This window comes from Scytonema sp. PCC 10023 (genome assembly GCF_963920835.1).
GTDB lineage: Bacteria > Cyanobacteriota > Cyanobacteriia > Cyanobacteriales > Nostocaceae > Kalymmatonema.
Map to the genome: position 1 here is coordinate 68,730 of NZ_CAWUDP010000034.1, position 26,309 is coordinate 95,038.

Genomic DNA, 26,309 nt, shown 5'->3' on the forward strand with positions numbered 1-26,309 from the left:
TTTAAAATAAGTTAAGGTAGGCGTTACTATTATGCTTGCCTGCGAGAAGGACTTCCTCATATTTTGTAACCTATGGCATTTTCTTCCATTGTGCGTGCTTTGGGGCGGTCTCCGCTCACCACTGAACTCCTCTCCAAGCTAAATCGGCAACAAGAGTTGTTGTTAAGTGGCATTCCTCGTTTGCCAAAAGGCTTAGTAGCTTCGGCGTTGGCTCAAACTGAGGGAAAGAATTTGTTCGTGGTCTGTGCGACTTTGGAAGAAGCCGGACGCTGGACAACACAACTCGAGGCAATGGGGTGGCAAACAGTACATTTCTACCCAACCTCTGAGGCATCCCCATACGAACCATTTGACCCCGAAACCGAGATGACCTGGGGACAGATGCAAGTCCTTGCGGATTTGGTGCAATTCGGCACAGACAGAGATAAAAAAGATGAGGGAGATAAGCAAGCAAAACCTTCCTCATCCCCCTCACCTAAGATGGCGATTGTCGCCACTGTTGCAGCGCTACAACCTCATCTACCACCAGCAGAAGCCTTTAAACCTTTCTGCATCACTCTAAGGCGTGGTATGGAATTTGACTTAAATACCTTCAGTGAACAAATCACCAGACTAGGGTACGAAAGAGTGCCTTTGGTGGAAACAGAAGGGCAGTGGAGTCGGCGCGGCGATATTGTTGACGTGTTCCCAGTTTCCTCAGAGTTGCCCGTACGATTAGATTGGTTTGGCGACGAAATTGAGCAGTTACGGGAATTTGACCCAGCAACCCAACGTTCCGCCGCTCTTGACAAAATTGACCAGCTTATTCTAACTCCTACAAGTTTTGCTCCCATCGTTATGGCAGCAGTGCAAAACAGTGCTGAGTTTCAAGTCCTAAGCGCTGAGTTAAATGATGACTCAGAACTCAGGACTACTGAGAACTCAGAACTGTTGGAGGGAAGCCGTCGCTTTTTGGGCTTAGCTTTTGATAAACCTGCTTCGCTATTAGATTATTTACCTGAAAACACCCTAATTACCGTTGATGAACCAGAACAGTGCCACGCCCATAGCGATCGCTGGGTAGAAAATGCAGAAGAACAATGGCAATTGCTGGCAAGCCAGGAAGATGAAGAGATTTCCACTTCATTGCCGAGAGTCCATCGCTCGTTTGATGAATGTTTGGCTGATACGGCAGAATTTAAAAAATTAAATTTATCGGAACTCGTCGAGGAAAACAGCGGCATTAATCTTGCCAGTCGCAGATTGCCGGTCACGCCGCACCAATTTGCCAAAATTGCAGAAACACTGCGACAAGAACGCGATCGCAAGTTCTCGGTTTGGTTGCTTTCCGCCCAGCCTTCGCGTTCTGTCTCCCTACTGCAAGAACACGACTGTCCTGCCCAGTTTATTCCTAACCCCCGCGACTACCTAGCGATTGACAAGCAGCAACTTAATCACACACCAGTTGCCCTGAAATATTCTGGTCTAGCGGAACTCGAAGGTTTCATTCTGCCTACCTTCCGGCTAGTCGTCGTGACTGACCGAGAATTCTACGGTCAGCACTCGCTCGCGACTCCCAGTTACATCCGTAAGCGGCGAAAAGCTGCTTCTAAACAAGTTGATCCCAATAAGCTGCGTCCAGGGGATTTCGTGGTTCACAAAAACCACGGTGTAGGTAAATTCCTCAAGTTAGAAAGTCTTACACTTAACGACGAAACCCGTGAGTATTTGGTCGTGCAGTATGCGGACGGCTTATTGCGTGTCGCAGCTGACCAAGTGGGTGTTTTGTCGCGGTTGCGCACGGCAGCCGATAAGCCACCAGAACTCAACAAAATGACGGGTAAGGCTTGGGAAAATACCAAGAACAAAGTCCGTAAGGCAATCAAGAAATTGGCGGTGGACTTACTCAAGCTTTATGCATCGCGATCGCAACAAAAAGGCAATGCCTACCCACAGGATACACCTTGGCAGCAGGAGATGGAAGACTCCTTTCCTTACCAACCGACAACCGATCAGCTTAAAGCTACGCAAGATGTCAAACGCGATATGGAAAGCGATCGCCCAATGGATCGTCTCGTTTGTGGGGATGTCGGTTTCGGGAAAACAGAAGTGGCAATTCGCGCCATTTTCAAAGCTGTTACTTCTGGCGGAAAACAAGTCGCGCTGCTTGCGCCAACTACTATCCTGACTCAACAACATTACCACACCCTAAAAGAACGCTTTGCTCCTTACCCAATAAATGTGGGGTTACTCAACCGCTTCCGCAGCGCCGAAGAACGCCGCGATATTCTTAAACGACTGGCAACAGGGGAGTTAGATGTGGTCGTCGGGACACATCAACTTTTGGGTAAAGGCGTAACCTTCCGCGACTTGGGGCTTTTGGTGGTAGATGAAGAACAGCGGTTTGGGGTGAACCAGAAAGAGAAAATCAAAAGTCTCAAAACTCTGGTTGATGTGCTGACCCTTTCTGCAACTCCGATTCCCCGTACCTTGTATATGTCTTTATCGGGGATTCGGGAAATGAGTTTGATTGCCACACCACCCCCATCCAGACGACCGATTCAAACTCATTTGTCACCAACGAATCCGGAAAGCATACGCAGTGCAATTCGTCAAGAACTTGATCGAGGGGGACAGGTGTTTTATGTCGTTCCGCGAGTCGAGGGAATTGAGGAAATAGCAGGAGAGTTGCGGCAGATGATACCAGGGGCGAGAATTGCGATCGCCCACGGTCAAATGGAAGAAAGCGAGTTAGAATCGACGATGCTTACCTTCAGCAATGGGGAAGCAGATATCCTCGTCTGTACGACAATTATTGAATCTGGTTTGGATATTCCGCGAGTCAATACTATCTTAATTGAAGATGCTCACCGCTTCGGATTATCCCAACTTTACCAACTGCGGGGTCGTGTTGGTCGTGCGGGAATTCAAGCTCATGCATGGTTATTTTATCCTAAACAGCGGACGCTATCCGATGCCGCCCGCCAGCGGTTACGGGCGATACAGGAATTCGCACAGTTGGGTTCTGGGTATCAATTGGCAGTGCGCGATATGGAAATCAGGGGTGTAGGTAACTTGCTGGGTGCAGAACAGTCCGGACAAATGGAAGCAATAGGTTTTGATTTATACATGGAAATGCTCGAAGAAGCTATCCGTGAAATTAGAGGGCAAGAAATTCCCAAAGTTGATGATACACAGATTGACCTCAACCTCACAGCGTTTGTCCCAGCCGATTACATCACCGATTTGGATCAAAAGATGAGTGCTTATCGTGCAGTTGCAGCTGCGAAATCTAAAGAAGAATTATCGCAGATTGCTGCTGAGTGGAATGACAGATACGGTGCAATTCCTAAACCAGCGACTCAACTATTGCGGGTGATGGAACTCAAACAGCTTGCGAAGAAACTAGGATTTAGCCGCATTAAACCAGAAAACAAGCAGCACATCGTTTTAGAAACGCAGATGGAAGAACCTGGTTGGAAGAACTTGGCAGAAAATTTGCCGGAAAGCCTCAGGTCACGCTTTGTTTACTCACCTGGTAAAGTGACAGTGCGAGGTTTAGGAGTTATGAAAGCAGATCAACAATTGCAAACGTTGATTGATGCGTTGGGTAAGATGCAGGGTGCGGTTGTGGAAGAGGCTGTTGTTTGAAATTGTAAAGACGCGAGGAACATCGCGTCTTTACCATCCAAAATGAAAAATCACAAATTCAATGGCTTACAGTGACTTTAAATTAAATGAAATCATCAAGATATTTGGTTTAACTCTTATAGAAACCACTGACTTGTTTACAAATATAGAAGCTGTTGAATGCAGCGAAAATTTGGCTTTTAACCTCAAAGAAAATATACCATTAGCTGTGGCGATTCGTACAGAAAAAGCACGTTCTGAAATGATTATTACCCCAATACTACTGGAGATAAGAAGACGATTAAATTATCAAATCAGTTTATTTTCTGGCACAGATTTTAACGTAGACGCTGAAAAAGGCTTAAATGGAATTTTTGATTATATCATAAGTCTTTCTCCCGAACAGCTTTTTGTCAGCGCTCCAGTAATTACTTTAGTAGAAGCAAAGAATGAAAATATGAAAGCAGGCTTAGGACAGTGTGTTGCAGAAATGATTGCCGCACAAATGTTTAATGAAAGGGAAGGAAATGATATTAAAACAATATATGGTGTCGTCACAACGGCGGAACTTTGGAAGTTTTTGAAGTTATAAGGTAAAATGGTATCTATGTCAAGTCAGTGTTGGTATTGATTTGACAGTGCTGTTTGCTCTTTTGCAGTTGTGCCTTGAAAAGCACATCACCTGCTTACAACTTGATTAAAACTTGATAATTACTGAGTACAGAACTGAGAATATATTGAGTTTTTACTGACTTGTTACCGATTTACGATTAATGACTACGTATTAATACCACCGTAGTTTCCCGGTGGACTATGTCTCGCACAGCGAGAAGTTCGCCGCTCTTGTCTTGAATAAGTCAAATTAGCCGCGAAAGGCAAAAGATATTGAGAACAAAATGCGATCGCCCCTCCTTTTTAGGTGCGATCGCGCGCCTTCTTTATTGCTTAGACTACAGTTAGAAAAGCTAGGCTAGCTTATACAAATGTCATTTTATACAAAAGATTTGGCTCTAATAAAACTGTAAAGCCTAAGAAAGCGCCTATAGTTACATTGGATGTAACAACAGGGGCACTGCCTACCAACCTCAGAATAAGGGTTTTGAGCATTGTAGGGCATAACCCCACCTACGCTACTTAACGGTGTGCAAGATCTGAGCCTCTCACGGGCGCGTTTTTCGCTCCCGTGAAATATGAAAGAAACACATTTCACTTAAATCTCTAAAAGCCTTGCTGTATATGGATTACAAAATGTGTTTCTTAGGAGATGAAAAAAACTTCAACAATGGTGGCAAATGTTCTACAGGCGTTATTCAAGGTGTTACTGACATTGCGTATCGAATTGCACCGTAAATTACGCTTCTCAAACTGTCAAACTTAGCACTATCATTTGTTAAATCCTTTCTCATATCCCAACTCAATTCCAATTGCAATCCCTTTGTGCTTGCGTTGCGGTTAACAATGTTATTTTTATCCTCTCCCTTTAAGTCGTAACAAGCTGGCTTTTGGTTTTCTGGCAGATTTTTGAGAGGCTCGTTAACAGATGGGGCGTTGATGGGAATCAGGGGATAACCTTCAAGACTCGACTCAAAAACCGATTTGTTGCTGTTGAGAGAGTTAATAAATGCGCTAATTTGAGCTTTACTAGCTCCACCCACACAAATAGTGCCTTGAGAATAATTGGGATTAGAATCAGTCCTAGATTTGCTGTAGCCGTGAATAGCTACAGACTTTGGGTGTGCATTGACAAGCGCAAGGGCTTCTGGGTCGTCGAAGTGAGTCGAAGTAATGTGCAGGATTTGAAAGCTGTTCTGACCTAACGAACCGCATTGATTAGTCTTAACATGACCATTTAAATCATACCTATCCCAACCGTACATCGTAGCAAGCTTGTTGCTAATGGCACTAGTTTCAGCTTCAATATTACCACCGTGAAAAGAAAGTACTGTAACGTCCGTTCTCGAACTGGGAGCATTTGGACGAGTAATTTCGTAATCCTCTGGTTGCTTGCAATCAACTGAAGTGGAGAGCGCATTCACACATTTTTTGCCATCAAAACAATCGAATACGTCTGCAGATGCATAACCGGGCAACACTGCAAAACTCATCAAAACAAGCAATATCCCAACGGGAATTGTTGAGACAAAAATGCCAATACTTTTTCTTATTGCATTGACACGGAAAGTCAAGCCACTCCTAAATATTTTCATAGACATGAAACAAGAAAGACTAATTATGAACTATTTAACCTACAAAGAAACAACAGCAGATTCCGAAACGGCTTTTAACTGACACCAACCGAATTAGGGCATAATTGCTCGATATCTCCTAGCAATAGCAGTAATTGATTTAGCTCTGTCCAGTCCATTTACAATTTTTCTCGCATTTACAAAGTCCTATCTTGGATCAACTCCAAACTCTGAAAGCCGTTGACCTGTGAACACTCCATTTCTCATGCCATGCGCAATGATAAATCCTGCGATTGCTGGTTGCGTTGCTTGTTCCGGGTTATTCACTAAATCAACATTCATACCCCTAGCTGTTCGTAGAATTTGGGTTGGGTACTATCAGTCGCTTTCAGTCCGGATAGTCGTACCTTGGCTAATGGTAGTGCAGATGAGACGATTAAGCTTTGGGATGTCACTCGCTTCTCAAACATTCAAAATTCACGCATTCGCTCATTCAAAATTAATTAGTGGGAGCAAGGAAGCGCCACTCAGAAAGTTGACCACCAAATCTGCATCCGCATGGTGGGGGCTTGTACCCAGAATTAATCAATTCAAAAAAAGATTCTTAATTTTTGTTCGCGTAGCGTGTCCGTTCGCGCAGCGTGTCCGTAAGGACTCAGGACACACTTTGAACTTTGAACTTTGAATTCAAAAAAGGTCAACACGGGAGAGTGCTTAAAAACACTGTTGGTACTTAGACCCTACGAAGGGATCAACATCACTGGCACTACAGGTTTAACTGAAGCACAAAAAGCGACGCTACAAGCGTTGGGAGCAGTGGAGTTGCAATGAAAGCAATCCCCGTGATCATTCAACTGCTTGAACATCACACAGATTTTCTGCCAAACGGTAAGAGATTACAAAAGCTTTGCCTGTCTGAGCCGATGTTGTGAATCTGCAATTCGCTGGGTAATTTGTCCAATAATGAATTGGCGCACCCTCTTCTGTGCGCCATGTCAAATCGTAGAAATCCGTTAACGTGTTGTATAGCGTACAACGTTGCAGCGAACATTTGAGTAGAAGGCTCAGAGGCGGCTGCGTTATGGGTGTTTTGGGCTTCAACCCACGCCTGCACAACCATCGGCATGGAACTTAGTGTGGCGATCGCCTCTGTGTCGTCCTTGCCTGGGCTTTCTAACCCCAAGCCGATATGCGGGCTGAGTTTTTGGAAGTAGCGATATCTGAAATAGGGATCATGCAGTTAAAATAGTATTTTTTCTAAATAGAAGTAAAGATAGAAGTAAAGCTATATTCTATATCACTCATGCAAGTACAAATACCCAAACGCCACTACACCCCAGAAGAATATTTAGAACTCGTGCAGGCGGCTGATTATAAGAGTGAATACCGCGACGGAGAAATCATGCCGATGACAGGTGTTACAACAAATCACAATAAAATTGCTGGTAATTTTTATGCCAACTTGAAGTTTTATTTAATGGGGCAAAATTACGATATCTATATCAGTGACATACGGTTGTGGATACCTCGTTATCGCCAGTATATTTATCCCGATGTCATGGTCATCCAGGGTCAACCCCTCCATACAGGAGGAGGTACGACTACAGTGGTCAATCCGTTGCTGATTGTTGAAGTATTATCTAAATCTACTAGAAACTACGACCAAGGTGATAAGTTTCTCTACTATCGGTCAATTCCTGAGTTGTATGAATATATTTTAATTGACCAGACGAGGCATCATGTCATACAGCATACTAAAACCTTTGATGGAAAATGGCTATTAACTGACTATGAATCTGAAGAGGCGGTTTTGGAATTAGGTTCTATTGAGTTTCAGATGAATTTCAAGGATATTTATGATCGCGTAAATTTTGCAGAGAGTGAAGAGTAAAAAACATATTTAACGTGCCATAACGCTTTTCAATTGAGTGGAATACGCCAAAGAGTTAAGGAACCGCAGATAAACGCAGATAAACGCAGATGAAAATGTACTTCATCAAGATGAAAACCGCTATATTACAAATGCCCTTGCCGCAATCACTCCTAAAAACATTATTGGATGCTTCACCCACTGTTGCTACTATATTGCACCCAACTGAGAACCGCTATATAAGTTCGGACGCCCAAAGCGCGATGGGCGCAGCCCCGCCGGATACGGCGATTGCGCGCAGCGCAGTGCCGGAGGCAATCGCACTTCATCTGGATTGTAGCTTCACTACATTCAGTTTTGCTCGTAGTATTTTGGTTAAAATAGTCAATAAAAATGATTAAGCCTAAAAAATTGTATCGCGGACACGTAATAGAAAAAGTTGGTCACGGGAAAAGGGCGGTATTTCAAACAACTATTAACGAAAAAGAATGGTCTAGCGTGACTGAATTAGAGGTAAAAACAGCAATTGATGTTTGGATTGATGAAGGAATAGAGCCGTAGTTATCGTGCAGATATCGAAAAGCAGCGTTGGCGAAGATATTTATCTCTTATTTGGCTGTGTGCTTTACTCTTTGCACTCTCAGATGAAATAATGGATCGTGAAACTAGGGCAGAATCAACTAAGCCGCGTTCTGGTTCTCGGATTGAGTTATTACAAGTGACATGCTCCCGCTGATTATCCCTCAGAACCGGAAGGCAAGATATGAGTTGTGAGAGCAGTTGAGGGCAGTGTGGGAGCATACTTGCGACTTGTGAACTATGGTTCTGTTGCAAAGTGAGCGATCGCTCGTAGTGTATAGTTTATAGAGTCACCTTGTTACTAAAACTTTAGTTTGATATTAAGGAATTAAGAAATGTCTACTGAAACTGAGATAGTTGCTTACATTCAAGAAAGCGAATTTGATGCTCTTTTAAATGAACACAAAGTTGTTATTGTTGACTTTACTGCTACTTGGTGTGGTCCTTGTCGCCTGATTAGTCCATTAATGGATAAGCTGGCCCAGGAATACAAAGGTCGCGCCAAGGTTGTTAAGGTAGACGTGGATAACAACAAGCCGATGTTCAAAAAATTCGGACTTCGCAGCATTCCAGCGGTTTTAATTTTCTTTGATGGTTCCTTAGCAGAAACAATTGTAGGAGTTTCTTCTTACGAGGAGTTCAGCAGCGCTGTTGATAAACATATGAAGCTTGTTAAAGAATAGTAGTAAGTAACCAAACAAAATTGAACAAATACAGCGGCATTTTCATTATCAAAATTCGATAGCGAAATTCCCAATAGCCGAATACTGCGATGGGCGCAGCCCCGCCAAAGGCGATCGCATCGGGTTTTTACTGGTATCGGTAAAAAGTACCTTGCCATGCCTGCTGGCAACGGTTCGCGCAGGACATTAGTTAGCCCAAGCCCAAATGCGGAGCGTTTTAGCTGGTTTAGCAGTCAAAAATCCCTCTACCCGATACCCCTCTCAGGTTCATCCTGGAGGGGAAAAGCTACTGATCCCCGATGAACTCGCACAGGCGTTACGTCAAGAGGCTTTGGCAAGGCAGCAAGCAGAGGAACAGGCAGAACAGGAACGCCAACGCGCAGAACAAGAACGCCAACGCGCAGAACAAGCAGAATTACAGGTTCAACAATTGAAGGAAAGGTTGCGTTCACCTACGGTGCGCCGAAGGCGATCGCTTGGCGTTAACCCTGATGCTATTGATTGATACTCCCATGCTTAAAACGATGTTGTTGGCGTCATATAAACCTTAATTCTTCATAGTGCAGTGCCCGTCCCTCCGCGCATGAGGAGCTTTGGTCTTTAGACCATATGGCAGAGCACAGAGGAGTTACCGAAAAAGAATAGAGGCGTCAGTCGCCAGGAGTCAGAATGAACTCTTGGGGCGACTGGTGGATGAATAATGGTCGCGCATCCCCCGGATTTATCCGTGGAGAAAAAGAAAAGCGATAGCTTCTTTACCGAAACCCCCGAATTCATTCGTGGGGTTATTCTGAATTCTGAATTCTGTCTTCTGACTCCTTCTCATGTTTGTATTAAAAATTACTTTTTTCCTTTTGCCCTCTGCCTTTCTTCCGTAAAATCGGTGTGAAATATAGCCGAAGTATGAGCAAAACGGCTCTTTGACCTAAAAATTTATACCTCAAGATACTGTGTAGTTTGAGGTGAACTCATTTACATTCAAGATATGAAATGGCTATTACCAATATTAGCTTTCGGTAAGTATCAAAAATATCTTTAGACTTTTTTTATAGTATTGTATTCAGTAGGACAGTTTTCCACCCTGCCGTCAGTTTTAATGAAAATGATATACGGTATTTACAAATGTAAATATTTCGTATATACATATATTTTGTGTTGCATGTAACTATTTTCAAACCTACTGAAATAGTTGTATAAGCAGCCAAGGAGCCGCAACCAAACACTTCCAAACCCAAGGATAAACCTATTTAAAACTATGCTTAAAACCAACAATCATCAGCATATTATCTTCTCTGCCTTTGTTCATTCTGGTTTAGAAACTCATAAAACAGTAAATCAAAATCAAGTTGCTCAGCCTAAACTTGATTTACTGCAACCATTACGTCATTGGCTCGATTCTTTGGACATTCAAAATCGTAAATTGGCGAGATTTATTGCTACAATGATTCCCGCTCAATGTCCTTTTGAGCGGGATATTATTCTCTTTGGTCGCAAAATTGCGCACATTCCCCCTATGTGCAAGCTAAATCCGCTGTACGACGAACTTGTGGGGTTACGTTTTCGCGCTTTGTGTTATCTAGCCGATGTCTGCGGTGAGGATATTCAATCCTACTGCTAAAGTGTGAAAAAGTACCTGATGTAGAACAGGTAGTTTGGTCTACTTTGAGCTATTTAATTGATGTCAAGGCATCTGCTTGTTCCTGTGTCGTAATGACCGCACCATCTGGGATTTGCACACCATCACGCAAAGTGACATCAACGACCACTGCCCCAGTCCCAATGGTTACATTATTACCAACCTGGGAGCGGAATAGGATTGCATTATCTCCAATAGTCAGATTGTCTCCTACCACAAGGGGACCGTGAAAAACAATATTGTCATCTGTATCTAAATTATTACCGATAGTAATGCTAGTACCCTTAAGAGCATGAAAGGTAACACGGTCTTCAATCTTAGCATTCTCGCCGATAATAATAGGTGAACCTTCATCGGCACGAATTGAAGTGCGCCGTCCAACAACACTATTGTTTCCTATCCGCACGTCGCCAACAATGCGAGCAAATTCTTCAAGTTGCACGTTATTACCAAGAGTGGGCTCAACAGGCTGGGGATTCCAAGAAGTTCTTGGTGCAGGGGTGACTCCAGTCACAGCATCGTATCCCTCTTGTTCATAAAGTTCGCTGTAGTTTTCGGCAAATTCCTCATTGACTTCCAACACTTCTTTCTGGAATTGTGAATTCGCCTCAGTCTTTAAGGGAAGCGCATCCGCTTGCGCTTGCGTGGTGATAACTGCTCCAATTGGCACTAAGCGGTCTTTGCCGATACGCACATTAGACAGCTTTGTACCATGTAACACAAAAGCACCATCCTCTAGCACCACATTATTGAGGTCGGCACGGAAACCTATAAAGGTGAAGTTACCGATTTTTGAGTTTCTAATCGTTGCTTGATGGGCAATGCTCACTCGTTCTCCAGTACTACTGGAGAGTTCACCGCACTTTGATTTAGGAGCTTTTTGATTACGTAGCGCCAAGAATGCAATATTATCTTGCAGGTTCGTTTCACTATTAATGCAAATGCGAGTATCAGGGTCTGCCCGTAGAACGGTATTGCTTGCAACGAAAACTTTTTGACCTACGGAGACATCACCGAAGAGTTCGACCAAAGGACTGATAAAGCTAGAATTGACCACAACAGTCAACGGACGCAACAAGCTAACCAAGCCAGTTTTTTGAGCTGAGAGTACAACTTGCCCCATGGTAAGAGTAAACAGGAGAATGCAAGTTATGAGAGGAATGTGAGTATATTTGCTGATTTGTTTGTACATAGGTGATATTGTTTATAACCACGTACTTTTAAGAGTACGCATAATTACGTATTTTTCATATCCCCCTTTTGGGAGGAGACAAATGATGGAAATTAAGGTAAAGAGTCAACCTAGCCAAGAACGGCTCAACGAACTGGGTGTGTCCAAATGGGATATTTGGACAAAGGAAGTCTCAAAGTTCCCTTGGACTTATGACACTCAAGAAACTTGCTATTTTTTGGAAGGTGATGTCTTCGTTACACCCGAGGGCGGACAACCAGTGCAAATGGGCAAAGGAGATTTAGTCACTTTTCCTGCTGGGATGTCTTGCACCTGGGAAATTAGAAGCGATGTGAAGAAACACTATTGTTTTGATTAGCAAAGAAATTATAAATTATAAATTATGAATTATGGAAGCAAGAGCATTGCCATAATTCATAATTCCGCATCCATCATCTATCCTTGAAAAGGTGCAATCTTAATAAGGACGCTGATAAAAAATGTTATTACATTTAAGCACCTGGCAGGAAGTTGAGGCTTATCTACAGCAATCTCAGGGTATTATTTTGCCGATTGGTTCCACAGAACAACACGGACCCACAGGCTTAATTGGCACAGATGCGATTTGTGCAGAAGCGATCGCCCGTGGTGTGGGTGAAGCAACTCAAGCAATTGTTGGTCCGACAATTAATGTGGGGATGGCATTGCATCATACCGCCTTTCCCGGCACAATAAGTCTGCGTCCCAGCACTCTGATTCTGCTGGTAAAAGACTATGTCACTTGTTTAGCCAAAGCTGGTTTTACCAAGTTTTTCTTCATCAACGGACACGGGGGTAACATCGCCACCCTCAAGGCGGCTTTTTCTGAAACGTACGCACACTTAGAAGATTTGCAAATTCCCAACGCCCAACGGGTGCAATGCCAAGTGGGTAACTGGTTTATGTGCGGTTCAGTTTACAAGCTTGCTAAGGAATTATACGGCGACCAAGAAGGCTCCCATGCAACGCCCAGTGAAGTTGCTGTAACTCAGTATGTCTATCCAGAGGCGATTAAGCAAGCGCCTCTTTCAAAAGAAGTTGGCACTGGACATAGAATTTATGGTGCTGCTGACTTTCAAAAGAAATATCCAGATGGCAGAATGGGATCAAATCCCGCTTTGGCGACACCCGAACACGGTCAGCAGTTTTATGAGTTGGCGGTGAAGGAACTCAGCAGCGGGTATCTGGAGTTTTTAAACGCAGATTGAACGATGATAGGACTTGATCCCCCAACTCCCTTAAAAAGGGAGCTAGGGGGGATCACAATACGGTTCGGTTAGCTTGTTTATCGCGCGAAGATCCCCCCAACCCACGCCACTTGCGGGATTGTCGGCAGAGAGAGCCGCCCAACGCAGTGGCTCCCCTTAAAAAAGGGGGGCTATTTTCCTTCTTTACCCCCTTAAAAAGGGGGTCGCCGTTAGGCGGGGGGATCTTATCCGAACCGTATTGGGGAGGATCAAGCTTTTAGGTTTTTTTTCAGGGTAAGTCCTGGATGATTGACAATTTGAACAAAGAATAAGAAGGTAACAAATTATGAAGTCATCTGTGCTGTTACTCATTGTAATTTTATTTATCACAGGTATTTCAATTCAACCCCTTCTTGCCTCTGGAAACATTCCGTCTCATACTGAAATCCAAGCAATTCTTCAACAACGCATCGATAAAGAGAAGCAGAGCGTTGGAATTGTCGTTGGCTTCATCAATCCTAAAGGTAGCACAATAGTCAGCTATGGCAAGTTAAATCAAACAAGTTCCCGCCAACCTGACGGTAACACTGTATTTGAAATCGGCTCTGTCAGTAAAGTCTTTACGTCACTTGTGTTAGCAGACATGGTAGAGCGTAAACAACTGAGTCTGCAAGACCCTATCTCAAAATTCTTGCCTAAATCTGTAAAAGTACCAACAAGGAAAGGCAGAGAAATTACACTACTAGATTTAGCAACTCATACTTCAGGTCTGCCTAGATTGCCGAATAATTTGGATCCTAAGGATATAGAAAATCCTTACTCTGATTATACAGTCGAACAGCTTTATTCATTCTTATCAAATTCTCAGTTGACAAGAGACATTGGTGCTGAATATGAATATTCAAATCTGGGCGCTGGATTGTTAGGACATATCCTCAGTCTCAAAGCAGGAATGGATTACGAAAAGCTGGTCATTACACGTATTTGTCAGCAACTCAAAATGGACAGTACAAGCATTCAACTCTCCCCAGAAATGCAAGCGCGCTTTGCAACTGGACACAATCAACTTGGACAACCTGTAAAAAATTGGGATATTCCCACTCTCGCAGGTGCAGGAGCGTTACGTTCTACGGCTAACGATTTACTGAAATTCCTAGCTGCTAATTTGGATTTGAGCAAATCTCATTTATCGCCAGCAATACAGAGAACCCATCTGGTTCAACATGATGCAAATATTCCTGATTTAAAGATTGGCTTGGGCTGGCATATTTTGAAAAGGTATGGCAGAGAAATCATTTGGCATAATGGCGGTACTGGTGGCTACCATAGCTTTATTGGGTTTGATAAAAAGAAGCGCTTGGGGGTTGTTGTCCTTTCTAATTCTGTCAATGATATTGATGATATTGGATTACACCTACTGGAGCCAAAATTTGAACTAGCAAAACGTACTCCTCCAAAAGAAGGCAAATCTATTGTGTTAGACCCAAAAATTTATGATAGTTATATAGGGCAATATCAGCTTGCACCAAACTTTATTCTTACAATATCTAAAGAGCAGGATAAACTATATGCCCAAGCAACGGGTCAACCTAGGTTCGAGTTATTTCCTGAATCAGAGACGGAGTTTTTTATTAAAGAAGTTGATGCTCAAATCACATTTGTTAAAAATATAAAAGGGCAAGTCACTCATTTAATTCTGCACCAAAATGGACAAGATTTAGAGGCAAAAAAGATTCAATAGTACTCTTATACCATTTCTCTATGAAGTTGAGCTTACAGCGCTTTTCAAATAAATAAACCACCCTTTAGGGGCACGGCAATGCCGTGCCCCTACAAAAATCTGTGGTTCAATTAACTGAAAATAGCTGTAATTCAACTGAACTGTAGTCCCCTCAAGGTATCGGGGGGACGGCGTTCGCTTTGCGCATACGGCGATAGCCGTGGCCGTACCCACTGGGCATAGGCGGGGGGTAATTATTAAGCGCATTGTTACAGAAAATTGGTATTAGTAGGTTGAGTTGACGCCAGGGAGTCAGGGAAGGGTGAACCCATGACAAAACCCGGGACTTCCTTTTACAAATATTACTAGTTAGAGTTGACGCTACTGACGCAGTAGTCCTGTATTTACAAGCGGCGTAAATTTCGCGCGTGTAAGCAAGACTACTGCGATAGGGAAGTGTGGCACGTTCATTGCCATAGCTTGTCCAGTTAAGTCAAAGGAAAAATGTAGCGGAGCGCAGTGCCGAACGCGAGTGCGTCTCCCCTACTGAGAAGCGATCGCCAATTTTTTTTGATGACCGATTGCAATAGCATGATAAATTTATTACCTGTGTGCTCGCCTTCTTATATCAATTCCATTTAATTTCCCATCATAAAAGCACTAAAGAGCAAGTGTAAATTAGCGCTTTAAAATTACGAGTTTACGCAGTCAGCAAAGAGCGCTTATACTCGACTTTATAACTCCACAAATTTGCTGTCGCGAACTACTAGGTTCAACTCTTGCAAGCGTTGATAGATTGTTTGAAAACTATAATTTAAATTAAATTAAATCTAATTTAAGAAAAAATTAAATGCTCTTTAGAGCAAGACTATTTTGTTTAAAATTGGCACTACTCAAAAGGTACTTTCGCTTCAAAAAAAGAAAACAAGCATCGTATCTGTTGTAAGTTATATTTCTGTAAAATTAATATGTAACTTGAGAGAGATGGTTTTGAACTACTAATTTTTTTTATTATTTATCTGACTTTTATTAAATGATGTGATTTTTTAAAAAGTAAATGTGTTGTAGTATATTAAGTGTGGCTTTTAACGAAAAATAAAAAGCAAAAAAAAATAGTCTAGTGGTAGTGGTAGGTTTTTATTAAAAAATATTCCAACGCTTAAAAAATTGATTTCTGCTAATTTCCATAAAAGTGGTGTGAAAGCGTCGTTCAAGGACTATAAAAATAGCAGTTATAAGTTTGAAACTTACTGATTATGAGTGTGAATAACACTTATTTATTTCGAGTGGAGACGCTGCATACACTAACTGGAGTTTTGTCATGGCTTCTACCTTGCCAAATAAAAATCACTTACTTACAAAGCTCAAAAACTCTTTCCAATCGGCTAATCAACACTTGCAGAAAACACCAGAGCGATCGCTTGAGCAAGCTTATCAAGCTGTGTTAAAAATTAAAGCCATTGAAGATGAGTACTTTAATGGTGGCAAAATATCCACAGAATCGACCAATCACACTGCTTCCGTCATCTCTTATCTGCGGGTAAATTTAGAGAAAAACTTGAATATTGCCAAGCTGAGACTGCTAGAATTCAGAGTGAGTAGCTTCGTCCTTGATAATCTCAACGGTAATCATTTGGCAAAGCTAAGGTTGGTGGATGAAGTATTAGATAAATATAAATATACAGACCAAGAGAATAGTTCACTTGCCGAAGTACGGCTTTCCGAATCTGTCAACCATAGTCTCATTAAAGCTAACAATCAGGCATATTTACCACCTGAAAATGCGATTGACGTTGAGACTGTCACTGATAAAACAGGAGTGATACCTAGGTCAATTGGGAGAACGATTAATAAAATCAAAAGTGACTTCAATCCGAAGAAGGAAGAAGATGTTGTCAGAAAGTTTCGTAGCTCCAGAGCTAAGACAAAAACTGCTGTTAAGTTTCTGCTCACGCTGATTCTTGTGCCGCTCTTGACTCAGCAGTTATCGAAAAACTTGTTAATCAATCCAATTGTTGACCGTGTAAGAGTTGAAACTATCCCGCGACTTTTCTTACATTCTGAAATGAAAGAGTCAGCTCTGCGAGATTTACAAAGTTTTGAAGAGGAAATCAAATTTGACAATATCATAAATCTCGCTCCTCGACTGTCAGAAGAAGTAATTGAAGAGCGAGTAAGATACAGGGCGGCTGAAATAGCCAAAGAGTATTGGCACAAAAGCAATAGTTCTATCAGTAATGTTTTCGCAGATTTACTAGGAGTCCTGGCTTTTAGTTTAGTGCTGTTGGTGAACAGGAGACAAATCGCCATTTTGAAGTCGTTTATGGATGATATTGTCTATGGTCTCAGCGACAGTGCTAAGGCTTTCATCATCATTTTGCTGACCGACGTATTTGTAGGATTTCACTCACCCCACGGATGGGAAGTGATTCTTGAAGGAATAGCAGACCATTTGGGTGTCCCAGCAAATCGGAATTTGATCTTTCTTTTCATCGCGACATTCCCAGTCATTTTAGATTCCATATTTAAGTATTGGGTATTCCGATACCTCAGTCGCATTTCTCCTTCGGCACTTGCAACTCTGAAAACCATGAATGAGTGATATTTATAATCCACAAAATTCAGCAAGAGTGCGACTGCTATTAAGTTTCATCCTAGATAAAACTTGTACCGAACAAAAAACAATCAACAACATACATTCGAGGTTTCAAGTATGAAATACAACAACATTCAAGAAATCATCAAAAATAATCAGGCTTGGGCTGCACAAAAAGTAGCCCAAGACTCCACTTACTTTGAACAATTGGCAACTGGACAAAAACCGCCTTATCTCTACATTGGGTGTTCAGACAGTCGTCTAGCCCTGACAAGATTTACTGGTACAGAACCCGGAGAGTTATTTGTCCATCGCAATATTGCCAATCAAGTTTCTCTCACGGATATTAACTTTTTAGCCATTTTAGAATACGCAGTTGTCCATCTTGAGGTAAAACACATTATTGTTTCTGGTCACTACGCTTGCGGTGGAATTAAGGCAGCGTTAGAAGGACGAGCGATCGGACTTGTTGATAATTGGGTAAATCCAATTCGAGAAGTCTATTTACAAAAACAAGACGAAATTGATGCCTTACCAACACAACAAGAACGCTGGAATCGCCTAGCAGAATTGAATGTGCTAATGCAGGTCAAAAATCTCTACCAAACTTCTGTTATGCGTCAGGCACTCCAACAGCAAAAAGCGCCTGAGGTTCATGGCTGGGTGGTGGATATACGCACCGGCTTGATTAAAGACCTGGACGTTTCAACCAAACAATGGGGATTGCGTTCATTATCTGTTGCAGCAGTTTAAAATCTGACTTTTCACGGTATGTGGAAAAATCCACGAAAAACCTAACCCCCTAGCCCCCTTCCCTAGTAGGGAAGGGGGAAAAATCAAGGTTCCTCTCTCCTTCTAGGAGAGAGGAATGGAAGCAAGGTTTACCATATGGCGTGAAAAGTAAGGTTTAAGGTAGGATGCAGGGCGCATCTACGCCTGACTCCGGCTTTGCCAGAGTCTATCCATCCTCAAAGCTACTGAATTGACGATATTATCTTTTGGTCGTAATAGCCTAAATTTCTGTCAAATATTAAAGCCAGAACATTATATTGGAGGTTTACAGATGCAAGGACAAAATAATAAAAAAACTGCTTCTCCCCCAGGAGAGAAGAAAAATAACTCTAAAGAATCTAGAGAAAAATCTTCGAGTTTGAGTTCTCAAAAAAGATTTTTATTGGCAGAATCTTTATTGGCAGAATCTCAAAGAAAGTTTTTCTCGGGAGAGAAAAATGTTGCCAAGAGATCATTCAGAGAAAGGTTTGGACTTTACACTGGCGAAGAACATTCTGCAATTAAAGTAACCTTACGCCTTACCGAGTCAGTACTTCAGGCAATTCTTCCCTGGGTCATCTTGTGGGGAGGATATGGCTTTCTCATTTCACTGCTTAACTACTATGGGAAGACATCAAAATTTAATATTGACATTAAAGCTATTCCCAATGTTGTCATTACTCTCAACATCGTCTTATCGTTACTCTTAATTTTCCGAACAAATACAGCGCATGATCGCTTTTGGGAAGCTCGTAAATTGTGGGGAGGAATGGTCAACACTGTTCGCAACCTAACTCGCAGAATCTCCATCGTCATTCAAGAACGCCAGCCAGAAGATAGAACAGAAAAAGAAACTATGTTGCGACTCGTCGTTGCCTTTGCTGTGGCAATGAAGCTGCATCTGCGAAGAGAACCTGTGAATTCTGAATTAGCTTCCTTGATGTCATCCTCTAAATATGAAACACTCCAAGAGGTAAATCATCCCCCGCTCCAGATTGCTTACTGGGTTGGGGATTATTTCCAGCATCAGCATCAACGTGAATGTGTCGATGTCATGGAGTTGAATGCTCTACATTCATTGCTGGATGAATTAGTGAATCTTTTGGGTGGCTGTGAGCGCATTTTAAAAACACCAGTGCCTCTGGTGTATACCATTACTCTCAAGATGCTGTTGACGATCTATTTCCTGCTACTTCCTTGGCAATTGGTCAGTGGTTTTACTTGGTGGACTGGACCGATAGTAGCTTTCTTGAGCTGTATTTTGCTTGCTATTGATGAAATCGGGGCGGAAATTGAACAGCCTTTCGGTCAGGATCCCAACGACTTACCTTTAGATGTCATTTGCAAGGTGATGCTTCGCAATACCTACGATCTTTGCTCTTCCTGCCCAATCAAGTAACTAGGCTGACGTTGCTGCAAGCAAATTCTTCAAAGCACACATTTTTCTTTCAGCTTTGTTTCAGCGGCTCTAAAAATTTAACGAAGTACAGTATTCTCAAATACGAGGATCAATTCATACCAAAATCAAGTGTACGACAGGCAAGATACCTAATTTATTTCATACCATGAGATTAAGGTTATGAGCACAACACTACAAAGATGGGGTATCCCGCTTGGAATTCTCGGTTTCATGACCATTATTACGGCAATAATTAACAATCCATTCAGTAACGCCCAGCCGCAAAGAAAGCAGGTAATTGCAATTGATGGTTCTAGCACAGTCTATCCAATCACAAATTTGATGGCTGCGGAGTTCAACGATAGCCGAGAAAACAAAGTACAAATTAAGGCTGACATCTCCGGTACCACCGGTGGGTTTAAAAAGTTCTGCGAAGGGAAAACCGATATCAGCGATGCCTCACGCCCCATCCTTAAAGAGGAAATGGCAATCTGTAACCGAAACAAGGTCGGCTATATAGAACTCCCTATTGCCTTTGATGCCCTCACTGTGGTAGTGAATCCCCAAAATGATTGGGCAAAGGACATCACGATCGCTGAGTTAAAGAAAATCTGGGAACCAGCCGCCCAAGGCAAAATTACCAAATGGAACCAGGTTCGTAGCACCTGGCCCGACAAACCCCTGAACCTTTATGGTCCAGACAACGATTCTGGCACCTTTGACTACTTCACACAAGCAACGGTGGGTAAACGCAAAGCCTCGCGCACCGACTACACAGCTAATGAAGATGACAACGTACTGGTCCAGGGAGTTAGCCAAGACCCGAATGCTTTGGGTTACTTTGGCATTGCCTACTACGAAGGCAACAAAAGTCAAGTCAAAGCTTTAGCGGTTAACAACGGCAAAGGTCCCGTGCTGCCTACACGTGAGACGGTGGAGAAAATTCAATATCAACCCCTGTCTCGCCCACTATTTATCTACGTCAACTACAAGTCTGCTCAAAACAAACCCGCAGTGAGGGAATTTGTAGATTTCTATCTCGACAAAGCTCCAAAGTTGGTTGGTCAGGTTGGCTATATCCCTTTATCAAAGGAAGTTTATCACCTGGATTTTGTTCAATTCCATAAAGGTGAGGTTGGGACAGTGTTTAATGGGCAAGCTCAGTTAAACCTGACCCTTGCCGAAGTGTTACGCAAACGAACAACCTTATTTTAGGGAATTTTCAACAAATAAATTATCCAATGAGAGTAGGGAGTGGCACTAAGCGCCCGCCTAGTTTATAGGATGGGCGAGACGCCCATCCCACAAAACTCATTATTGAGTTAATTAACTACGAGCGATACCCTCTTGACGCGCTGCACGTTGTACAGCACCAGCAACAGCAGTCACGACGCGCTCATCAAAGACAGAAGGAACGATGTGTTCTTTGTCAAGGTCTGAAGGTTTAATTAAGGAGGCGATCGCACTGGCTGCTTCTAGATACATTGTGGTGGTAATCGTTGCTGCCCGACAATCCAAAGCACCACGGAACACGCCAGGAAAAGCTAGGACGTTATTGATTTGGTTTGGATAGTCACTGCGTCCTGTTGCCATGACTGCAACATCGTCTTTGACTAATTCTGGCTGAATTTCGGGAATGGGATTTGCCATGGCAAACACGATTGGGTCTTTCGCCATGGAACGCACCATTTCTGGTGTTAAAACTCCTGGTCCTGAGAGACCGATAAAGACATCTGCAGCTTGCAATGCACCCGCCAAAGTCCCTTGAGCCTTCACTGCAAATTCGCGCTTTTCCTCTGTCAAGTCAGTGCGACTTGTGGAAAGAATACCTTTTGAGTCGCACATCCAGATTTTTTCTGCCCCTGCTTTCTGAAGTAACCGGGCGACTGCTATCCCCGCAGCCCCAGCACCGTTAATTACGATGCGGACCTCTGCCATTGATTTATGTACCAGCTTTAAGGCGTTAAACAACGCTGCTAAAGTGACAATTGCGGTACCATGTTGGTCATCGTGAAAAACGGGGATATCTAATTCCTGTCGTAGTTTCGCTTCAATTTCAAAACAGCGAGGAGCTGCGATATCCTCTAAATTCACACCCCCAAATACCGGAGCGAGATTTTTTACCGTACGGATAATTTCATCTGTATCTTGGGTATCAAGGCAGATGGGAAAAGCATCTATGCCAGCAAATTCCTTAAACAGCATAGCTTTGCCTTCCATAACTGGCAATGCGGCTGCTGGACCAAGATTTCCCAATCCTAAAACAGCACTGCCATCGGTAACAATAGCAACAGTATTTTGTTTAATGGTTAAGTTGTAAACTTCTTCTGGATTTTGGGCGATCGCATTACAAATTCGTCCTACTCCTGGCGTGTAAGCCATTGCCAAGTCGGACACACTCCTGAGAGGAATTCTGCTAGCAATGCTAATTTTCCCGCCGCGATGCAAATTAAACGTGCGGTCATAGACATTCAACACCTTAATATCTGGCAGAGCTTTCACTGCTTGGACAATCGTCTCAGCGTGTTCCGTGCTAGCTGCATCGACGGTGATATCACGAATCGAAATAGCCCTTGTTTGCTCGATTAAATCAATTTGACCGAAATTACCGCCACTGGTGGCGATCGCCTTGGTCACGGTAGCCAACATCCCGATGCGGTTGGGAATTTCCACGCGGAGTGTCAAGCCAAAACTAGAATTAGGGGTTAGGTCTGCCATGCTTTGTTGATTGTGGGTTTCAGATTCTAGATTTTAGATGCAATTGATGGGTTAAATTATAGTTAAACCGTAAAATCTCAAACCATCTACTGTGAACTAGCCAAAATTTACTTATTGTACCTATTTATACTTATTTTTTTTAGTCATTGCATCAACCCAACGAATCATGAGGATGTTTCCCCATGAGGTGCGAAAAGGAACGAAAGTCGTGAGATTTACCAACCAAAAAGTTTATGAGGATCTCAATGGGGTGATGGAAGCAATCAGGCAAATCATTGGCAAGATGCGGAGGATTACCGCAGGTGCGATTGCGCTCCACGTAGTGCCGAAAGGGCAATCGCACTCGCATTGTATTTTTGAAGCATGACAGCTTCACCATTAGATATCAGAGTAGAAGATATTGACCACTGCGGCATAGTCGCAATGGCACGAAGTACCTGTCGGAGGCGATCGCTGTCCGCAATCAACCTTAAATAACTGCAAAATTAAAATGATTTTTTATCCCCTCAACACTTGCAATTTTACCTGTCTTATAGAATGAAACAGCCCTGCTTTGCAAGGGGGGATTGAGGGGGGTAACTCCAGGGAATTGTTATTTTATGTGGCTCTGGAGGCATTGCCCCGATCTGCTTGTACTCGCATCTGTACTCAAAATAAAAAGCGCCCTTCTTACTTGAGAAGGACGCTTTCCACTTGTACAGACGCGATACATCACGTCTGTGGATTATTCAAAATTAACCGTTGATTGCAGGAGCGCTCATTGCAACAGGAGCAGCATCACCAGCAGCCAAGTCGAGAGGGAAGTTGTGAGCGTTGCGCTCGTGCATCACTTCCATACCTAGGTTAGCGCGGTTGAGGACGTCTGCCCAAGTGTTAATCACGCGACCTTGAGAGTCAATAACTGACTGGTTGAAGTTGAAACCATTGAGGTTGAACGCCATAGTGCTGATACCCAAAGCGGTTAACCAGATACCAACTACGGGCCATGCACCCAGGAAGAAGTGCAGAGAACGGCTGTTGTTAAAGCTCGCGTATTGGAAGATCAGACGACCGAAGTAGCCGTGTGCTGCAACGATATTGTAGGTTTCTTGTTCTTGACCGAACTTGTAACCGTAGTTTTGAGACTCGGTTTCGCTTGTTTCACGTACCAGAGAAGAAGTGACCAAGGAACCGTGCATTGCGCTGAACAGGGCACCACCGAATACACCTGCTACACCTAATTGGTGGAAGGGGTGCATCAAAATGTTGTGCTCTGCTTGGAACACCAACATGAAGTTGAAGGTGCCAGAGATGCCCAAAGGCATACCGTCGGAGAAGGAACCTTGACCGATGGGGTAAATCAAGAATACTGCGGTCGCAGAAGCTACAGGAGCAGAGTAAGCTACACAAATCCAAGGACGCATCCCTAAGCGATAGCTTAGCTCCCATTGACGACCCAGCCAACAGAAAACACCAATCAGGAAGTGAAAGACTACCAACTGGTATGGACCGCCATTGTACAACCACTCATCGAGGGAAGCTGCTTCCCAGATGGGGTAGAAGTGCAAACCAATAGCATTGGAAGAAGGAACAACAGCACCAGAAATGATGTTGTTGCCGTAGATTAAGGAACCTGCAACAGGCTCGCGGATACCATCGATGTCAACGGGAGGTGCAGCGATGAAGGCGATAACGAAGCAGATAGTAGCGGCTAGCAGGGTGGGAATCATCAACACACCGAACCAACCGATATATAGACGGTTGTCAGTGCTGGTGATCCACTCGCAGAACCGCTCCCATACGTTACCGCTTTCGCGACGTTGTAAGGTTGTGGTCATAGTTCTTATGAGTGCTTTGAACTGAGTGCTTTGAACTTTTTGAAAAATATAAATCAGGTAATTCAGTTATTTACCTGTACTAGCTATATTTACATGAATTTACTGACAGTTGAAGTGGTGACTTAATGATTATTTACATTTTGTAGTTTTGTTTAAAAAATTTAAGTTTTTTTAAAAGAAAACAAGTTTATAGCGGTCTCTTTTGTATGAAATACACCTGAGCGTAAGAACACTGCCAATACTGTTTGAATGGTGATACTCGTGTACGAGTTTTAAAGACTTATCAACGAAGTTTTAATACTCGTGTGCGGGTTTCAAACACTCATCAACGAAGTTTTAATACTCGTGTACGAGTTTCAAACACTCATCAACGAAGTTTTAATACAATACGGTTCAGATAAAACCAGAACCCTTATCAGGAACACAATGTAGAGACGCGCCATGGCGCGTCTCTACAAATAAGCCAATCCCACTAAAAATCTTTAACTGAACCGTATTAAGTTTTAATACTCGTGTACGAGTTTTAAACACTCATCAACGAAGTTCTTATACCAAAACCGGTAAATTACCCATAATAAAACTTTTATGTAGTCAGGACTTTAGTCCTTGTTTTCGTGGAAGAGGACTAAAGTCTTCACTACAAAGTTAGTCAGACATGACATAGCATTCGTATATGAGTTTTATCTATGTTTTTTGGGCTTTTTGGAAGTATTGCCGCATATCCCACACCCAATTTCAACTAAAAGTCAAAATATATGTAAGGCAAGCTACCTTCAGGAGCGAGTAACCAAACACTGTAGAAACACAAAGGGACGAACACAAGCTTTACGGGCCAGTTGAACTGTAACTTGAATGTTCGGTGAAAGGCGTAGATCACAGCCATGACAGTAGCTAATACAATGAGCAGCATCACCAGTTGGTATTGGCTTAGATTGAGGGCATCGACATACACCTTTTGAGCAAATTGCTCATCTGCAGGATAACCCCAAAGATGCTGAAATACAAAAGAAGATTCTTCGAGGTTCGGTAGGCGGAACCAGATCCAAGAGGTGAAAACCATGAACTGCGTGAGGAGCCAAGCCAAAATTGTACCTAATGGCTGTTGCCAAAAATTTTCCAAATCCTCAAAGCGATCGCTGATAGCATCAGTAAATCGATGAATTACCAAAGCTAACCCGTGAAATAAACCCCAGACGACAAAACCTAATGCTGCTCCGTGCCAAATACCCGCAATCAGCATGATAATCATCAAATTCAAACAGGTGCGATCCAATCCTTGGCGGGAACCACCTAAAGGGAAGTACAGGTAATTACGCAGCCAATCCCCTAAAGTGATGTGCCAGCGTCGCCAAAAGTCTGCAATACTGGTGCTGAAGTAGGGAAAGTCAAAATTTTGAGGTAGAAACAACCCGAATAGTAAAGCACTTCCACGGGCGATGTCTACGTAACCGCTGAAATCCAAATACAACTGGAAGCCGTAGGCAAAAGTCGCCAACCATAAATCCATGCTACCCGCTCTTTGCAAGTTGCTAAAACATAAATCAACAAAAATTCCTAAGTGGTCTGCTACAATACCTTTTTTGACCGCACCCCTAGCAATTAGCCATAGTCCTTCTGCCACAATATCAGGACTCAGCAAGCCCAGATTTTTAAATTGATTCGCTAAGTTATGGAAACGAGTAATGGGACCTGAAATCAGTTTGGCAAAGAAAAACTTATATGCAGCAAATTGGAGAAATTCTTTTGCAGCAGGTGCGCCACGGTAGACATCAACTAAATATGCAATGCACTCAAAGGTGAAAAATGAAATTCCCAAAGGTGCAATCAATTTAAAAGACTCAGCTTCGGAGGTGATAATACTGGGGAAAATAAACCTTAAGAAAGGCAGCAGATATTTAAAACTCAGTAGTAAAAAAACATTCAAAACTATACCCAGCCACAAAAGTTTTAAACGGCGAAGATTCCAATCAATTTGAGCATATTGCCACTCTTCGCTCTTCAGCTGCCAATCTAAAGTATTTGGTTCTGGTATAGTGCTTTCACCCATTTCTCGTCCGAGACGAAAGGTAATAAAAATGAGTGCTAGTAGTAATGGGATGTAATGAACTTGCAAAGATGCATAGAACACAATGCTAGCAATTAGCAGCGTCCATAGCCGTAACTTTTGTTGTGCGACAGACCAGTAAATTCCTAGCACACTCAGCAAGAACAGCCCGTAGAGAATTGATATAAAGTTCATGTTTTAGTCATTAGTCATTAGTCATTAGTCATTGGTCATTAGTCATTAGTCATTAGTCATTAGTCATTAGTCATTAGTCATTAGTCATT

24 protein-coding genes and 1 pseudogene are annotated in these 26,309 nt (G+C 42.8%); 18 read left to right on the forward strand and 7 right to left on the reverse strand.

The genetic code is table 11. The features are described 5' to 3' along the window. Window positions 1-72: 72 nt before the first annotated feature. Entirely contained in the window at window positions 73-3,630 is a 3,558-nt protein-coding gene (gene mfd / locus ACM0OZ_RS21070) for a transcription-repair coupling factor (RefSeq protein WP_414584766.1), read from the forward strand. Between the two features lie 61 nt (window positions 3,631-3,691). Further along, a pseudogene (locus tag ACM0OZ_RS21075) lies at window positions 3,692-4,198 on the forward strand (hypothetical protein); the annotation flags it as partial. Between the two features lie 721 nt (window positions 4,199-4,919). Here ACM0OZ_RS21075 and ACM0OZ_RS21080 read toward each other — a convergent pair. Then, entirely contained in the window at window positions 4,920-5,822 is a 903-nt protein-coding gene (locus ACM0OZ_RS21080; protein ID WP_414584767.1) for a poly-gamma-glutamate hydrolase family protein, read from the reverse strand. Between the two features lie 180 nt (window positions 5,823-6,002). Next, on the reverse strand, window positions 6,003-6,137 hold the full coding sequence (locus tag ACM0OZ_RS21085; RefSeq protein ID WP_414584768.1) for a hypothetical protein: 135 nt from the start codon (window positions 6,135-6,137) through the stop codon (window positions 6,003-6,005). 21 nt (window positions 6,138-6,158) lie between these two features. On the opposite strand from ACM0OZ_RS21085, the gene ACM0OZ_RS21090 reads away from it, so the two are divergent. Both ACM0OZ_RS21090 and ACM0OZ_RS21095 read left to right on the forward strand, forming a co-directional pair. Then, window positions 6,159-6,302: a hypothetical protein gene (locus tag ACM0OZ_RS21090; protein WP_414584769.1), complete on the forward strand. Its 144-nt coding sequence runs from the start codon at window positions 6,159-6,161 to the stop codon at window positions 6,300-6,302. A 174-nt stretch (window positions 6,303-6,476) separates the two neighbouring features. Further along, window positions 6,477-6,626, forward strand: a complete 150-nt coding sequence (locus tag ACM0OZ_RS21095; RefSeq protein WP_414584796.1) for a hypothetical protein — start codon at window positions 6,477-6,479, stop codon at window positions 6,624-6,626. Window positions 6,627-6,660: 34 nt separating this feature from the next. Here ACM0OZ_RS21095 and ACM0OZ_RS21100 read toward each other — a convergent pair whose 3' ends face one another. Continuing rightward, window positions 6,661-6,978: a hypothetical protein gene (locus ACM0OZ_RS21100; RefSeq protein WP_414584770.1), complete on the reverse strand. Its 318-nt coding sequence runs from the start codon at window positions 6,976-6,978 to the stop codon at window positions 6,661-6,663. Window positions 6,979-7,098: 120 nt separating this feature from the next. On the opposite strand from ACM0OZ_RS21100, the gene ACM0OZ_RS21105 reads away from it, so the two are divergent. The 6 genes from ACM0OZ_RS21105 (at window position 7,099) to ACM0OZ_RS21130 (ending at window position 10,545) form a co-directional block, all read left to right on the forward strand. Next, on the forward strand, window positions 7,099-7,686 hold the full coding sequence (locus ACM0OZ_RS21105; protein WP_414584771.1) for a Uma2 family endonuclease: 588 nt from the start codon (window positions 7,099-7,101) through the stop codon (window positions 7,684-7,686). Between the two features lie 89 nt (window positions 7,687-7,775). Then, on the forward strand, window positions 7,776-8,066 hold the full coding sequence (locus ACM0OZ_RS21110; RefSeq protein ID WP_414584772.1) for a hypothetical protein: 291 nt from the start codon (window positions 7,776-7,778) through the stop codon (window positions 8,064-8,066). Next, window positions 8,059-8,226 carry a hypothetical protein gene (locus ACM0OZ_RS21115; protein ID WP_414584773.1) on the forward strand — a complete coding sequence of 56 codons (168 nt, stop codon included), beginning with the start codon at window positions 8,059-8,061 and terminating at the stop codon, window positions 8,224-8,226. The genes ACM0OZ_RS21110 and ACM0OZ_RS21115 overlap by 8 nt, the downstream gene beginning before the upstream one ends. A 353-nt stretch (window positions 8,227-8,579) precedes the next feature. Then, window positions 8,580-8,927: a thioredoxin gene (gene trxA, locus ACM0OZ_RS21120; RefSeq protein ID WP_414584774.1), complete on the forward strand. Its 348-nt coding sequence runs from the start codon at window positions 8,580-8,582 to the stop codon at window positions 8,925-8,927. A 205-nt stretch (window positions 8,928-9,132) separates the two neighbouring features. Then, window positions 9,133-9,432 (forward strand): hypothetical protein, encoded by a 300-nt coding sequence (locus ACM0OZ_RS21125; protein ID WP_414584775.1) that lies wholly within the window; start codon window positions 9,133-9,135, stop codon window positions 9,430-9,432. A gap of 750 nt (window positions 9,433-10,182) precedes the next feature. Continuing rightward, complete coding sequence (locus ACM0OZ_RS21130) at window positions 10,183-10,545, forward strand: Mo-dependent nitrogenase C-terminal domain-containing protein (protein ID WP_414584776.1); 363 nt, start codon at window positions 10,183-10,185, stop codon at window positions 10,543-10,545. Between the two features lie 49 nt (window positions 10,546-10,594). Here the strand turns inward: ACM0OZ_RS21130 and ACM0OZ_RS21135 are convergent, their stop codons facing one another. Further along, window positions 10,595-11,755 (reverse strand): carbonate dehydratase, encoded by a 1,161-nt coding sequence (locus ACM0OZ_RS21135; protein WP_414584777.1) that lies wholly within the window; start codon window positions 11,753-11,755, stop codon window positions 10,595-10,597. An 85-nt stretch (window positions 11,756-11,840) separates the two neighbouring features. Between ACM0OZ_RS21135 and ACM0OZ_RS21140 the strand changes: the two genes are divergently transcribed. The 7 genes from ACM0OZ_RS21140 (at window position 11,841) to ACM0OZ_RS21170 (ending at window position 20,661) form a co-directional block, all read left to right on the forward strand. Further along, window positions 11,841-12,113 carry a cupin domain-containing protein gene (locus tag ACM0OZ_RS21140; protein ID WP_414584795.1) on the forward strand — a complete coding sequence of 91 codons (273 nt, stop codon included), beginning with the start codon at window positions 11,841-11,843 and terminating at the stop codon, window positions 12,111-12,113. 121 nt (window positions 12,114-12,234) lie between these two features. After that, complete coding sequence (locus ACM0OZ_RS21145) at window positions 12,235-12,981, forward strand: creatininase family protein (RefSeq protein WP_414584778.1); 747 nt, start codon at window positions 12,235-12,237, stop codon at window positions 12,979-12,981. Between the two features lie 325 nt (window positions 12,982-13,306). Next, a complete protein-coding gene (locus ACM0OZ_RS21150) occupies window positions 13,307-14,701 on the forward strand; it encodes a serine hydrolase (RefSeq protein WP_414584780.1) in 1,395 nt (464 codons plus the stop codon). A gap of 1,300 nt (window positions 14,702-16,001) precedes the next feature. Beyond that, window positions 16,002-17,282 (forward strand): proton extrusion protein PcxA, encoded by a 1,281-nt coding sequence (locus ACM0OZ_RS21155; RefSeq protein WP_414584781.1) that lies wholly within the window; start codon window positions 16,002-16,004, stop codon window positions 17,280-17,282. 111 nt (window positions 17,283-17,393) lie between these two features. Beyond that, window positions 17,394-18,029 carry a carbonic anhydrase gene (locus tag ACM0OZ_RS21160; protein WP_414584782.1) on the forward strand — a complete coding sequence of 212 codons (636 nt, stop codon included), beginning with the start codon at window positions 17,394-17,396 and terminating at the stop codon, window positions 18,027-18,029. Between the two features lie 310 nt (window positions 18,030-18,339). Then, window positions 18,340-19,446 carry a bestrophin family protein gene (locus ACM0OZ_RS21165; RefSeq protein ID WP_414584783.1) on the forward strand — a complete coding sequence of 369 codons (1,107 nt, stop codon included), beginning with the start codon at window positions 18,340-18,342 and terminating at the stop codon, window positions 19,444-19,446. Between the two features lie 180 nt (window positions 19,447-19,626). After that, on the forward strand, window positions 19,627-20,661 hold the full coding sequence (locus ACM0OZ_RS21170) for a PstS family phosphate ABC transporter substrate-binding protein (protein WP_414584784.1): 1,035 nt from the start codon (window positions 19,627-19,629) through the stop codon (window positions 20,659-20,661). A 111-nt stretch (window positions 20,662-20,772) separates the two neighbouring features. Here the strand turns inward: ACM0OZ_RS21170 and ACM0OZ_RS21175 are convergent, their stop codons facing one another. Beyond that, a complete protein-coding gene (locus ACM0OZ_RS21175; RefSeq protein WP_414584786.1) occupies window positions 20,773-22,164 on the reverse strand; it encodes a malic enzyme-like NAD(P)-binding protein in 1,392 nt (463 codons plus the stop codon). Between the two features lie 166 nt (window positions 22,165-22,330). Between ACM0OZ_RS21175 and ACM0OZ_RS21180 the strand changes: the two genes are divergently transcribed. Continuing rightward, window positions 22,331-22,531, forward strand: coding sequence for a hypothetical protein (locus ACM0OZ_RS21180; protein ID WP_414584787.1), 201 nt, complete (start codon window positions 22,331-22,333; stop codon window positions 22,529-22,531). Between the two features lie 367 nt (window positions 22,532-22,898). Here the strand turns inward: ACM0OZ_RS21180 and psbA are convergent, their stop codons facing one another. Beyond that, entirely contained in the window at window positions 22,899-23,981 is a 1,083-nt protein-coding gene (gene psbA / locus ACM0OZ_RS21185) for a photosystem II q(b) protein (protein WP_414584788.1), read from the reverse strand. A gap of 739 nt (window positions 23,982-24,720) precedes the next feature. Beyond that, the gene (locus ACM0OZ_RS21190) at window positions 24,721-26,220 is read right to left on the reverse strand and encodes an MBOAT family O-acyltransferase (protein ID WP_414584789.1); all 1,500 of its coding nucleotides are present in this window, start codon (window positions 26,218-26,220) and stop codon (window positions 24,721-24,723) included. Between the last annotated feature and the right edge of the window lie 89 nt (window positions 26,221-26,309).